A 13,881-nucleotide genomic window follows, 5' to 3' on the forward strand; every position below is an offset into this window, starting at 1 on the left:
GTGACCCGTCGAGCACGCAATATCGAGGACATCCTCCCGCTGTCCCCCCTCCAGGAGGGACTGCTGTTCCACAACGTCTACGACGAGCAGGCGCCGGACGTCTACAGCACCCAGCTCGCGGTGGAGTTCGAGGGGCGCTTCGACGCGGCCGCCATGCGCGAGGCCGCGTCGACGCTGCTGCGCCGCCACGCGAACCTGCGCGCCGGGTTCCGGCACGAGGGCCTCAGCCGCGCCGTCCAGGTGATCATGCGGGAGGTCGAGCTGCCCTGGCGGGAGGTCGACCTGTCGGGCCTCGGTGAGGACGAGCGCCGCGCCGAGCTGGCCCGGGTCGAGGCGGAGGACCGCTGGCGCCGCTTCGACCTGCGCACGCCGCCGCTGCTGCGGTTCACGCTGGCCGGGCTCGGCGGCGACCGGCACCGCCTGGTCCTCACCAGCCACCACATCCTCTGGGACGGCTGGTCCACCGCGATCTTCCTGCGGGAGCTGCTCGCGCTCTACACCGGCGCCGGGGACGCGCTGCCGAAGGTCCGCCCCTACCGCGACTACCTGGCCTGGCTCGCCGCCCGCGACGCCGACGCCGCCAAGGCCGCCTGGAGCAAGGCCCTCGACGGCCTGGAGGAGCCGACGCTCCTCGCCGGGCCGCACGCCACCACGGACACGAGCGCGCCGGACCACCTGGAGTTCACGCTCCCCGCCCCGGCCGTCACCGCGCTCACCGAGGCGGCCCGCGCCGCCGGGGTGACCGTCAACACCGCCGTCCAGGTCGCCTACGCGCTGGTCGTCGGCGCGCTTACCGGCCGCCGCGACATCGTCGTCGGCGTCACGGTGTCGGGCCGGTCGCCGGAGCTGCCCGGCGTCGAGTCGATGGTCGGGCTGTTCATCAACACGCTCCCGCTCCGCGTGCGGACGAGCCCCGGCGAGCCCGTCGGCGAGCTGCTCGCGCGGGTGCAGCGGGAGCAGGCGGCGCTGCTCGCCCACCAGCACCTCAGCCTGCACGAGATCCAGCGGCAGGCCGGGCTCGGCGCGCTGTTCGACGCGTCGATGGTGTTCGAGAACTACCCCCTGGACAGCGCCGAGCTGAGCGGCATGGCCGCGGCCGGGGGAGCGCGCGTCCTGGACGTCGAGCACCGCGACGACACCCACTACCCGCTCGGCATGCTCGTGACTCCGGGCACCGAGTACCGGTTCCGGCTCGACCACCGTCCCGAGACCGTCGGCGCGGCCGCCGCGCGGGGCGTCGCCGACCGCCTCGTCCGGCTGCTGGAGGCGTTCGCCGCCGACCCCGCGACCCCGGTCGGGCGGCTCGACCTGCTGACCGCCTCCGAGCGGCGGGCGCTGGACGGCTGGAACGACACCGCGCGCGACGTGCCGTCCGGCCACCTCCCCGCGCTGTTCGAGCGGCAGGCCGCCGCGACCCCGGACGCCGTCGCGGTCGCCTCCGGTGCCGCCGAGCTGACCTACGCCGACCTCAACGCGCGCGCGAACCGGCTCGCGCGGCTGCTGATCGAGCGCGGCGCCCGGCCCGAGACCCGCGTCGCCGTCCGCGCGCCGCGCTCGGTGGAGCAGGTCGTGGCGCTGCTCGCGGTGCTGAAGGCGGGCGCCGCGTACCTGCCGGTCGACCCCGGCTACCCGGCCGACCGGGTCGCGTTCATGCTGGAGGACGCCGCGCCGCTGCTCATGCTCGGCACCGGCGAACCGCACCCGGGCATCGACTTCCTTCCCCTGGACGACCCCGCCCTGACCGGCGAAGGCCTCACCGGGTACGGCGCTCACGACATCACCGACACCGACCGCCTCGCGCCGCTCGACGTCGCCAGCCCCGCCTACGTCATCTACACCTCGGGCTCCACCGGACGTCCCAAGGGCGTCGTCGTCACCCACCGGGGCATCGCGAGCCTCGCCGCCGGGCAGATCGAGCGGTTCGCCGTCCGGCCGGGGGACCGGGTGCTCCAGTTCGCGTCGCCGAGCTTCGACGCCGCCGTCTCCGAGGTGTGCATGGCGCTGCTCGCGGGCGCCCGCGTCGTCCTCGAACCCGCCGACCGGCTGCTGCCAGGGCCCGCGCTGATCGACACGCTCGCCGCGCACGCGGTGACGCATGTGACGCTGCCGCCGTCCGCGCTCGCCGTCCTGCCCGAGGACGCGCTCCCGCCGGAGACCGTCCTGGTCGTGGCGGGCGAGGCGTGCCCGGCCGACCTCGTGGCCCGGTGGGCGCCCGGCCGCCGGATGATCAACGCGTACGGGCCGACGGAGTCGACCGTGTGCGCGACGATGAGCGACGCGTTGCAAGGCTCCGGGACGCCGCCGATCGGCCGCCCCATCGTCAACACGCGCGTGTTCGTGCTGGACGAGGGCCTGCGCCCGGTCGCGCCGGGCGTGGCCGGTGAGCTGTACATCGCGGGCGCGGGCCTGGCGCGCGGCTACCTGAACCGCCCGGGGCTGTCGGCCGAGCGGTTCGTGGCCTGCCCGTTCGGGTCGTCCGGTGAGCGCATGTACCGGACGGGCGACCTGGCGCGCTGGAACGCCGGCGGCGAGGTGGAGTTCCTCGGCCGCGTCGACCAGCAGGTCAAGCTGCGCGGGTTCCGGATCGAGCCGGGCGAGATCGAGGCGGCGCTGACGTCCCACCCCGGGGTCGACCGCGCGGCCGTGCTCGTCCGCGAGGACCGACTCGTCGCGTACGTCGTCCCGTCCGCGCCGGAGGGGCTGCGCGACCACCTGGCGGCGGCGCTGCCGGACTACATGGTGCCCTCGATCTTCGTCGCGCTGGACGACCTGCCCCTCACCCCCAACGGCAAGCTCGACCGCCGCGCCCTGCCCGCCCCCGAACTCGGGGCGGACGCGCACGGCCGCCGCCCCCGCACGCCCCACGAGGAGATCCTCTGCGGGATCTTCGCCGACGTCCTCGGCGTGCCCGCCGTCTCCATCGACGACGACTTCTTCGCGCTCGGCGGCCACTCGCTGCTGGCGACGCGGCTGGTAAGCCGGGTGCGGTCGGTGCTGGGCGTGGAGCTGGCGGTCCGGGAGGTGTTCCAGGCCCCGACGGTCGCCGGGCTGTCGAGCGTGCTGGCGTCGGCGGGCGGTGCCCGGGCCGGGGTCGCCGCCGTGGCGCGTCCGGAGCGGGTGCCGCTGTCGTTCGCGCAGCGCCGCCTGTGGTTCCTGCACCAGATGGAGGGGCCGAGCCCGACCTACAACCTTCCGGTGACGGTCCGGCTGGAGGGCGACCTCGACCGGGTCGCGTTGCAGGCGGCGCTGGCCGACGTCGTCGGCCGCCACGAGGTGCTCCGGACGGTCTTCGCCGAGGACGCCGACGGCGCCTACCAGGTCATCCTCCCCGCCGACTCCGAGCAGGCGAGCCCGCGGCTCACCGTCCTGGACGACCCCGACGCGTTCGAGGAGGCGGCCCGGCACGGGTTCGACCTCGCGAACGAGATCCCGATGCGCGCGTGGCTGCTGGAGGAAGGGCCGCGCGAACACGTCCTGCTCTTGCTCGTCCACCACATCGCGGGGGACGGCTGGTCGCTGCCCGTCCTCGCCCGCGACGTCGCCACCGCCTACGCGGCGCGCTCCGCCGGGACGGCCCCGCAGTGGACGCCGCTGCCCGTCCAGTACGCCGACTACACGCTCTGGCAGCACGAGACGCTCGGCACCGACGACGACCCCGACAGCATCCAGTCGCGCCAGCTCGACCACTGGAAGCAGGCCCTCGCCGGGCTGCCCGAGGAGCTGGACTTGCCCGCCGACCGGCCGCGCCCGGCGGTCGCGTCGCATCGCGGCGGGACGGTCGCGTTCGAGGTGCCCGCCGAGGTGCACGCGCGGCTGGCGGCCCTGGCCCGCGAGACCCAGTCCAGCATGTTCATGGTCGTGCGGGCCGCGCTCGCCGCGCTGCTGTCGCGGCTCGGCGCGGGCACCGACATCCCGCTCGGCACGCCGATCGCGGGCCGCGACGACCGAGCCCTTGAGGGCCTCGTCGGGTTCTTCGTCAACACGCTCGTGCTGCGGACGGACCTGTCCGGCGACCCCGCGTTCCGCGACCTCGTCACCCGCGTCCGGGAGGGCGACCTCGCCGCCTACGCCAACCAGGACGTGCCGTTCGAGCGGCTGGTCGAGGTGCTGAACCCGGCCCGGTCGATGGCCCGGCACCCGCTGTTCCAGGTCGCCGTCACCGTCGACCCCGGGACGGCGCCCGCCGCGCTCGGCGGCTGCCCCGGCCTGGAACTGTCGGTCGCGCCGCGCGAGTCCGGCGTGGCGAAGTTCGACCTGCTGTTCGCGCTGGTCGAGCAGCACGACGTCACCGGCGCCCCGGTCGGGCTGCGCGGCGAGGTCGAGTACGCCGCCGAGCTGTACGACGCGGAGACCGTCGCCGCGATCGCCGGACGGCTCGTCCGCCTGCTGGACGCCGCCTCCGCCGACCCCGCCACCCCCGTCGGACGGCTGGACGTCCTCGACCAGGCCGAGCGGGAGCGCGCGACCGCGCCGTGGGAGCGGCTCTACGCCGCCGACACGCTCGTCGACCTGTTCGAGGCCCGCGCCGCGCAGGCCCCGGACGCGGTCGCCGTCACGTCCCCCGGCCACGACGCCCTCACCTACGCGGAGCTGAACGCGCGCGCCAACCGCCTCGCCCGGCATCTGGTCGAGCGCGGCGCGGGCCCGGAGAAGTTCGTCGCGGTCGCGCTGCCCCGCACGCCCGACCTGGTCGTGGCGCTGCTGGCGGTGCTGAAGTCGGGCGCGGCCTACATCCCGATCGACCCCGGCTACCCGGCCGCGCGGATCGCGTTCATGCTCGAAGACGCGGCGCCCGAACTGGTGGTCACCACCGGCGACACCGACACCGAGACCGGCGTCCCGCGCGTGCTCGTGGACGACCCCGCGCTCGCCGCCCACGACCCCGGCGACCTCGCCGATGTCGCGCGCGACCCCGAGCACCCGGCCTACGTCATCTACACGTCCGGGTCGACCGGCCGTCCGAAGGGCGTGCCGGTCACCCACCGCAACGTGGTGCGGCTGATGGCCGCCACCGACGGCGACTTCGGCTTCGGCCCGGACGACGTCTGGACCCTCTTCCACTCCTACGCGTTCGACTTCTCGGTCTGGGAGCTGTGGGGCGCGCTCGCCTACGGCGGCCGGCTCGTCGTCGTCCCACAGGCGGTGACCCGCGCGCCCGAGGAGTTCCTCGACCTGCTGGCCCGCGAGCGCGTCACGGTGCTGAACCAGACGCCGTCGGCGTTCTACCAGCTCATCCGCGCCGACGGCGCGGACCTGCCCGCGCTGCGGTACGTGGTGTTCGGCGGGGAGGCGCTCGACCCGTCCCGCCTCGCCGGGTGGTACGCGCGGCACGGCGAGCGCACCCGCCTGGTGAACATGTACGGGATCACCGAGACGACCGTCCACGTCACCTACCGGCCGCTGGACGCCGCGTCCGCCGGACGGGCCCGCAGCGTCATCGGCCGCCCGCTCCGCGACCTCGCCGCCTACGTGCTGGACGCGTCGCTCCAGCCGGTCCCGCCGGGCGTCGCCGGTGAGCTGTACGTGGCGGGCGGCGGACTCGCGCGCGGCTACCTGAACCGGCTCGGCCTGACGGCGGAACGGTTCGTCGCCGACCCCTACGGCCCGGCCGGGACGCGGATGTACCGCACCGGCGACGTCGCCCGCTGGACGGCGGACGGCGAGCTCGAATACCTCGGCCGCGCCGACGACCAGGTGAAGATCCGCGGGTTCCGGATCGAGCTGGGCGAGGTCGAGTCCGCGCTGGTCGGCTGCCCGGGGGTCGGCGAGGCCGCCGTGGTCGTCCGCGACGACGCGCACGGCGACCTCCGCATGGACGCCTACCTCGTCCCCGCCCAAAGCGCGGAGGGACTGGTGGAGGCGGTCCGCGAGCGGCTCGCCGCCGACCTGCCCGGCTACATGATCCCCGCCGCGTTCGTCGTGCTGGACGCGCTGCCGCTGACCGCGAACGGCAAGCTCGACCGGCGGGCGCTGCCCGTCCCCGAGCGCGCCGCCCGGCCCGCCGGACGCGCCCCGCGCACCCCGCGCGAGGAGGCGCTGTGCGCGATCTACGCGGACGTGCTCGGCGTCCCCGAGGTCGGCATCGACGACGACTTCTTCGAGCTGGGCGGGCACTCGCTGCTCGCCACCCGCCTCGCGGGACGTATCCGCTCGGCGCTCGGCGTGGACCTGCCCGTCCGCCGCCTGTTCGAGGCGCCGCGCATCGCGGACCTGGTCGACCTGCTCGAACCGGCCGCCCCCGCCACCGGAACGCTCACCGCCGGGACGCGTCCGGGCCGTGTCCCGCTGTCGTTCGCGCAGCGGCGGCTGTGGTTCCTCGACCGGTTCGAGGGGCCGAGCCCGACCTACAACCTGCCCGCCGCGCTGCGCCTGACCGGCCAGCTGGACGCGGCCGCGCTCCAGGCCGCCCTGCACGACCTGGTCGCGCGGCACGAGGTGCTCCGCACGGTGATCGCCGACGAGGACGGCACCCCCTACCAGCGGATCCTGGACGAAGCGCGCCCCGAGCTGGTCCGCGTCCGCACCAGCGAGGGACGGCTGCCCGGCGAGCTGAGCGCCGCCGCGCGGCACGCGTTCGACATCGGCGCCGAGATCCCGCTGCGCGCCTGGCTGTTCGAGCCGGGCGGCGACCAGCACGTGCTGCTGCTGCTCGTCCACCACATCGCGGGCGACGGCTGGTCGCTGCCCGTCCTCGCCCGCGACCTCGCCGCCGCCTACACCGCGCGCCGCGCGGGCGGCGCCCCGGACTGGGAGCCGCTGCCGGTCCAGTACGCCGACTACACGCTCTGGCAGCGCGACACGCTCGGCGCCGAGGACGACCCCGGGAGCCTCGTCTCCCGCCAGCTCGCCTACTGGAAGGACGCGCTCGCGGGCCTGCCCGAGGAGCTGGAGCTGCCGACCGACCGGCCGCGCCCGGCGACCGCGTCGCAGCGCGGCGACACGATCGGGTTCGACGTCCCGGCCGACGTCCACGCCCGCCTCGCGGCGCTCGGGCGGCGGCACCGGGCGAGCACGTTCATGGTCGTGCAGGCCGCGCTGGGCCTGCTGCTGACCCGGCTCGGCGCGGGCACCGACGTCCCGATCGGCACGCCCGTCGCCGGGCGCGGCGACCGCGCGCTCGAAGACCTCGCCGGGTTCTTCGTCAACACGCTCGTGCTGCGCACCGACACCTCCGGCGACCCGACGTTCGCCGAGCTGGTCGAGCGCGTCCGGGAGCGGAACCTGGAGGTCTACACCCACCAGGACGTCCCGTTCGAGCGGCTGGTGGAGCTGCTGAACCCGGCCCGCTCCACCGCCCGGCACCCGCTGTTCCAGGTCGTGCTGGCCTTCGACAACGACGGGACGGGCGGCGCCCCCGAGCGGTTCGGCGACCTCGCCGCCGTGCGCGAGCCCACCGACCTCGACATCGCCAAGTTCGACCTGGTGTTCTCCTTCAGCGAGGGGCCGGGCGGGCTCGCGGGGTCCGTCCAGTTCGCGACCGACCTGTACGACGCGGGGACGGTCGAGACGATGGCGGCGCGGCTGGTCGGGCTGCTGGCGGCGGTCGCGGAAGACCCGTCCGCGCCGGTCGGGAAGTTCGACGTGCTGACTCCCGCCGAGCGCGAAAAGGCGCTCGTGTCCTGGAACGACACCGCCACGCCCGTCCCGGCGGCGACGCTGCCCGAGCTGCTGGAGACCCGGGTCGCCCAGGCGCCCGACGCCCCGGCGGTCATCGCCGCGTCCGAGACGCTGACCTACGCGGAGCTGAACGCGCGCGCCAACCGCGTCGCGCGGCGGCTGATCGGGCTCGGCGTCGGGCCCGAGCGGATCGTGGCGCTCGTCCTGCCGCGCTCGGTCGACCAGGTCGTGACCGCGCTCGCCGTGGTCAAGGCGGGCGGCGCGTACCTGCCCGTCGACCCCGGGTACCCGGCCGACCGGATCGCGTTCATGCTGGAGGACTCCGCGCCCGCGCTGGTCGTCGCCGACCGCGACGTCCCGTCCGGTGGCGCTCCCGTCCTGAGCCCGGACGACCTGGACGGGCCCGGCGACGAGACCGACGTCATCGATGCCGAACGGCTCGCGCCGCTGCGGGCCGCGCACCCCGCCTACGTCATCTACACCTCCGGGTCGACGGGGCGCCCGAAGGGCGTCGTCCTCTCGCACGCGGGCATCCCGAGCCTCACCGCCGCCGAGGCGGACACGCTCGGCGCGGGCCCCGGCGACCGCGTCCTGCAACTCGCGTCGCCGAGCTTCGACGCGTCGGTGATGGAGCTGCTGATGGCGCTCCCGAACGGCGCCGCGCTCGTGATCGCCCCCGACGGCCCGGTCGTCGGCGACGACCTCGCCGACGTGCTCTCGACGCACGGGGTGACGCACGCGCTGATCCCGCCGACCGTGCTCGGCAGCGTCCCCGCCACCGACCTGCCCGACTTCCGGATGCTGGTCGTAGGCGGGGAGGCGTGCTCGGCGGAGCTCGTCGCCCGCTGGTCCGCCGACCGGACGATGATCAACGCCTACGGCCCGACCGAGGTGACCGTTGCGGCCACGATGAGCGGCCGCCTGACCGGCGAGGGGCTCCCGCCGATCGGCCGCCCGATCGCGAACACCCGCCTCTACGTGCTGGACGAGGGGCTGCGGCCCGTCCCGCCGGGCGTGCCCGGTGAACTGTATGTCGCGGGACCCGGCCTCGCGCGCGGCTACCTGAACCGTCCGGGCCTGACGGCGGAACGGTTCGTCGCCGACCCGTTCGGCGGCCCCGGCGCCCGCATGTACCGGACGGGCGACCTCGTCCGCCACCGCCCCGACGGCACGCTCGACTACGCCGGCCGCGCCGACGACCAGGTCAAGATCAGGGGCCTGCGGATCGAGACCGGCGAGATCGAGACCGCGCTCGCCGCGCACCCCGCCGTCACCCAGTGCGCCGTGGTCGCCCGAGAGGGTCGGCTCGTCGCCTATGTCGTCCCCGACGTCCCGTCCGGCGAGCTGCGCGAGCACCTCGGCCGGACGCTGCCCGACTACATGGTGCCCGCCGCGTTCGTCCCGCTCGACGCGCTGCCGCGCACCGCGAACGGCAAGCTCGACCGGCGCGCGCTGCCCGCGCCCCCGCCGCCCGAGCAGGCCGCCGCCGCCGAGCCCGGCACGCCCCGCGAGGAGCTGCTGTGCGGGCTGTTCGCCGAGGTGCTGGGCCTGGAGCGGGTCGGCGTCGACCAGGGCTTCTTCGACCTCGGCGGCGACAGCATCTCCTCGATCCAGCTCGTCAGCCGGGCGCGCAAGGCCGGGCTGGTGATGTCGCCCAAGGACGTCTTCGAGCACAAAACCGTCGCCGCTCTCGCGCGGACAGTCACCACGGCCGACGGCGAAGCAGGCGAAGCGCCCGGCGCGGGCGTCGGCCCGCTGCCCGCCACGCCGATCATGCGCTGGCTCGCGCGGCGCGGCGGCCCCGTCGACGGGTTCCACCAGTCGATGGTGCTGCGGACGCCCGCCGGGCTCCGGCACGAGCACCTCCTCGCCGCCGTGCAGGCGCTGCTCGACCACCACGACGTCCTGCGGCTGCGCCTCGACCCCGACGGGAACCCCGTCATCGAGGGGCCCGGCGCGGTCAAGGCCGCCGACTGCCTCCGCCGCGTCGAGACCGACGCGACCGACGGGACCGGCATCGAGGCGATGCGGCCGCACGCGCTCGCCGCCCGCGACCGGCTCGACCCGGCCTCGGGCGTCGTCGTCCAGGCGGTCTGGTTCGACCACGGCCTGAACTCGCAGGGACGGCTGCTGCTGACCGTGCACCACCTCGCCGTGGACGGCGTCTCCTGGCGGATCCTCGGCCCCGACCTCGCCGAGGCGTGCCGGGCCGCCGCGAACGGCGACGTCCCGGCGCTGGAGCCGGTCGGCACGTCGTTCCGGACCTGGGCGCACCGGCTGGCCGACGCGGCGCTGGAGCCGTCACGGGTCGCCGAGGCCGCGCTGTGGAGGCGCGTGCTGGAAGCGCCCGCGCCGCAGCTCGGCGACCGTCCGCTGGACCCGGAACGCGACACCCACGCGACCGCCGGGCACCTGTCGCTGACGCTGCCGACCGACGTCACCGAGGCCGTGCTCACCCGCGTCCCGGCCGCCTACAACGCGGGCGTCAACGACGTCCTGCTCACCGCGTTCGCGCTCGCCATGCCCGGCGGCCCGGACGGGGTGCTGCTCGACCTGGAGGGCCACGGGCGGCAGGAGCAGGTGGCGGGCGCCGACCTGTCCCGCACCGCCGGCTGGTTCACCAGCATGTACCCGGTGCGGCTGGACCCCGGCGGCACCGACCCGGACGCGGCGCTCAAACGGATCAAGGAGCGGCTCCGGGAGATCCCCGACCAGGGGATCGGCTACGGGATGCTGCGCTACCTCAACCCCGAGACGGCCGAGGCCCTCGCGGGCCTGCCCGAGCCGCGCGTCGGGTTCAACTACCTCGGCCGGTTCGCGGTCGGCGCGGAGGAGACCGACTGGTCGGTGGTGCCGGAGGCGGCCGGGCTCGCGCCCGCCGAGGACGGCGCCGCGCCCCTCGCGCACGTCGTGGAGGTCAACGCGCTCACCCAGGACGGCGCGGACGGCCCCGAGCTGGTCGCCGGCTGGACGTGGGCGACCGGGGTGATCGGCGAGGCCCGCGTCCGCGCGATGGCCGAAGGCTGGTTCGCGGCCCTGCGGAGCCTCGCCGAGGCCGCGACACGGTCGGGTGCGGGCGGGCTGACCCCGTCCGACGTGGTGCTGGACGCCATCAGCCAGAGCGAGATCGAAGAGTTCGAAGAGAGTCTGGAAGCCGAGTGGGGGACGTGGGAGTGAGTCAGCAGCAGCGGATCATCGAGGACATCCTGCCCCTCTCCCCGTTGCAGGAGGGGCTGCTGTTCCACAGCTTCTACGACGAGGACGCCACCGACGTCTACACCGTCCAGCTGTCGTTCGACCTGACCGGCGAACTGGACGTCGAGACGGCCAAGGAGGCGGCCCGCAGGCTCCTGGAGCGGCACGCGACGCTGCGGGTCGCGTTCCGGCAGCGCAAGTCGGGCGAGTGGGCGCAGCTGGTGGCGCGCCGGGTCGCGCTGCCCTGGACCGACGTGGACCTCTCCGGCCTGACCGCCGGGCAGCGCGACGCCGAGGCCGGGCGCCTCGCGGACGAAGACCGCGCGAAGCGGTTCGACATCTCCCGCCCGCCGCTGGTGCGGTTCACGATGCTGAAGCTGGAGGACGAGCGGCACCGGCTGATCGTCTCCATCCACCACACGGTGATGGACGGCTGGTCGCTGCCGATCGTGATCCGCGAGCTGCTGGCCCTCTACCTCGGGCAGGGCGACACGCTGCCGCCCGTCCGCCCCTACCGCGACTACCTGCGCTGGCTGACCGCGCAGGACACCGCCGCCGCCGAGAACGTGTGGCGGCAGGCCCTCGCCGGGCTGGACGGCCCGACGCTCGCCGCCTCGCCCGGCCCCGGCTACGCGCCCGTCACGCCCGAGCGGCTGGAGTTCGGGCTGTCCGAGCGCGCGTCCGCCGCGCTGTCGGAGCGGGCCCGCGCGCTCGGGCTGACGCTGAACACGCTCGTCCAGGGCGCCTGGGCGATCGTGCTGAGCCGGATGACCGGACGCTCCGACGTCGTGTTCGGCGCGACCGTGTCGGGCCGCCCGCCGGAGGTGCCCGGCGTCGAGTCGATGGTCGGGCTGTTCATCAACACGCTGCCGCAGCGGCTCCGGCTGGAGGAGTCCGAGACGCTGCCGCAGATGCTGATGCGGCTCCAGAAGGAGCAGCACCCGCTGCGCGACCACCCCTACCTGGGCCTCGCCGACATCCAGCGCGCGTCCGGGCACGGCGAGCTGTTCGACACCTCCGTGGTCTTCGAGAACTTCCCGCTCGAACGGTTCGAGGACGCGAGCGAGCAGGCCGAGGACGGCCCGCGCTTCGCCAGCCCGAAGGCCGTGTCCGCCAACCACTTCGCGCTGAGCCTGTGCGCGCTGCCGCAGGAGACCCTGCGGTTCCGCCTCTTCTACCAGCCCGAACTGTTCGACCGCGAGCAGGCCGAGGCCGTCGCGGACCGGGTGCTGCGCGTCCTCGACACGATGGTCGCCGAGCCGGACCTGCGGGTCGGCGCCGTCGACGTCCTCGCGCCGGACGAGCGGGCGCGGCTGCTGCGTCCCGCCGAGCGCGAGGAGGAGACCGGCGCGACGCTGGTCGAGCTGTTCCAGGAGCAGGCCGCCCGCACCCCCGAGGCGCCCGCGCTCACCGCAGGGGACGCGACGCTCACCTACGCCGAGCTGAACGCCCGCGCCAACCGCCTCGCCCGGCGGCTGGCCGAGTTGGGCGCCGCGCCGGAACGGTTCGTCGCGCTCGCCATGCCGCGCTCGGCCGACCTGGTCGTGGCGATGCTCGCGACCGTCAAGGCCGGTGCCGCGTACCTGCCGGTGGACCCGGCCTACCCGTCCGACCGCATCGCCTACATGCTCGCGGACGCCGCGCCCGCGCTGGTCCTCACCACCCGCGAGCTGGCCGCCGACCTGCCGCCGGTGGACGCGCCCGTCCTGCACGCCGAAGACCTGATCACCGACGACGGCGACGCCTCCGACCTCGCCGAAGCACCAGCTTCCGACCGGCATCCCGCCTACCTGATCTACACCTCTGGCTCGACCGGCCGTCCCAAGGGCGTGGTGGTCGAGCACCGGTCCGTCGGCACGTACCTGCGGCGCGCCCGCGACACCTACCCGAGCACGCGTGAATCGGCGCTGGTCCACTCGCCGGTCGCGTTCGACCTGACCGTGACCGCGCTGTACACGCCGCTCGTCGGCGGCGGGCACGTCCACCTCGCCGAGCTGGACGAGAACGCCCCGGCCGGGACGGCGTTCATGAAGGCCACCCCCAGCCACCTGACGATCCTCGGCTCGCTGCCCGACGAGATCTCGCCGACCGGCACGCTGATCCTCGGCGGCGAGGCGCTGTCGGGCGACGTGCTGGACGGCTGGCGGTCCCGGCATCCCGGCGCCACCGTCTACAACGCCTACGGCCCGACCGAGGCGACCGTCAACTGCCTCGACCACCGGCTCGACCCGGGCGACCCGACGCCGGACGGCGCGGTCTCGATCGGGCGGCCGTTCTCCTACGTCCGCGCCTACGTGCTGGACGCCGGGCTGCGGCCCGTCCCGCCCGGCGTCGCGGGCGAGCTGTACATCGGCGGCGCGGCGCTCGCGCGCGGCTACCTGAACCGGGCGGCGCTGACCGCCGAGCGGTTCACCGCCGACCCCTACGGCCCGCCCGGCGCCCGCATGTACCGCACCGGCGACCTCGCCCGGGTCCGCGCCGACGGCGACCTGGAGTTCGCCGGGCGCGCCGACCACCAGGTCAAGGTGCGCGGCCACCGGATCGAGCCGGGCGAGATCGAGGCGACGCTCGCCGCGCACCCCGGCGTCGCGCGCGCCGTCGTGATCGTCCGCGAGGACGAGCCCGGCGACCCGCGCCTGGTCGCCTACGTCGTGCCCGCCGGTGACGCCCGCCCGGAGGCGGCGGAGCTGCGCGAGCACGCGGCCCGGACGCTGCCCGAGCCGATGGTCCCCTCGGCGGTCGTCACGCTCGACGAACTCCCGCTGACGCCGAACGGCAAGCTCGACCGCGCCGCGCTCCCCGCCCCCGAGGACGACGCGCCCCGCGCCACCGGACGCCCGCCGCGCACCCCGCAGGAGGAGATCCTGTGCGGGCTGTTCGCCGACGTGCTCGGCCTCGCGCGGGTCGGCGTGGACGACGACTTCTTCGAGGTCGGCGGGCACTCGCTGCTCGCGATCCGGCTGGTCAGCCGCGTCCGCTCGACGCTGAACGTCGAGCTGGCGATCCGCCAGGTGTTCGAGACGCCGACCGTGGCGTCGCTGGCGGCGGCCATCGGCGGCGTCGACGGCG

General features: G+C 75.4%; 2 protein-coding genes (1 of these 2 only partly in view). Both read left to right on the forward strand.

Translation table 11 applies throughout. The features are described from left to right. A complete protein-coding gene (locus K2F47_RS14970; RefSeq protein WP_242903501.1) occupies nt 1–10,794 on the forward strand; it encodes a non-ribosomal peptide synthetase in 10,794 nt (3,597 codons plus the stop codon). Beyond that, nucleotides 10,791–13,881: the 5' portion of a non-ribosomal peptide synthetase gene (locus tag K2F47_RS14975; RefSeq protein ID WP_242903502.1), read on the forward strand. The gene runs 9,446 nt beyond the window's last position; only the first 3,091 of its 12,537 coding nucleotides appear in the window; its start codon is at nt 10,791–10,793; its stop codon lies off the right edge, out of view. Before K2F47_RS14970 ends, K2F47_RS14975 begins: the two co-directional genes overlap by 4 nt.

This window comes from Actinomadura terrae, assembly GCF_022751215.1.
Classification (GTDB): Bacteria; Actinomycetota; Actinomycetes; order Streptosporangiales; family Streptosporangiaceae; genus Spirillospora; species Spirillospora terrae.